This is a genomic window from Streptococcus oralis (assembly GCF_003943825.1).
Classification (GTDB): Bacteria; Bacillota; Bacilli; order Lactobacillales; family Streptococcaceae; genus Streptococcus; species Streptococcus oralis_CD.
In genome coordinates, this window is sequence record NZ_RJNJ01000107.1 from 1 (window position 1) to 572 (window position 572).

General features: G+C 46.3%; 1 protein-coding gene. It reads right to left on the reverse strand.

Annotated elements, in window-relative coordinates; all coding sequences use genetic code 11:
• A partial coding sequence (locus tag D8863_RS10855; protein WP_142999501.1) for a PTS mannose/fructose/sorbose/N-acetylgalactosamine transporter subunit IIC occupies positions 1-572 on the reverse strand: 572 nt, incomplete at both ends.

Sequence of the window (572 nt, forward strand, 5' to 3'; positions counted from 1 at the left end):
GAACAGTCAACATAGCTGTCAAACCGAATCCCATTGCAAGGTAGTGAAGGTTACGTTTAACTGGAAGGTAACGAAGCAAGATTGCAAATCCGAGACCTGGAAGCATACGTCCTGCAAGTGTCAAACCATCTGCAACCCATTGGTATTCCTTAACAAGGTTTACAACACCTTGTACGAATTCTCCACCAAAAGCAAGGGCGAAGAATACTGGAAGGGCACGAGAAAGAGCCCATGGAAGCGCACCAAGTAGGTAGTTGCGTTCGATACCATTGTAGTCAAAGCGTTCGATCGCAGCATCAATGCGGTGTGCAAAGAATGTAGTAGTCATACGTCCAAGAACGTCGAAGTATGTCAAAAGTGCTGCTACTGGTACAGCGATTGTTGTAATCGCAAGATCTGTATCAATACCTTGAGAGATAGAGAATGCTGTTGCAAGAACCGCACCAGAAGTTGCGTCGATACGAGAAGCACCACCGAAGGTACCAACCCCGAGAACGAACAACTGCAAGCTACCACCGATAAACAAACCAGTTGTCACATCTCCCATGATCAAACCAGTAATGAAACCAGCG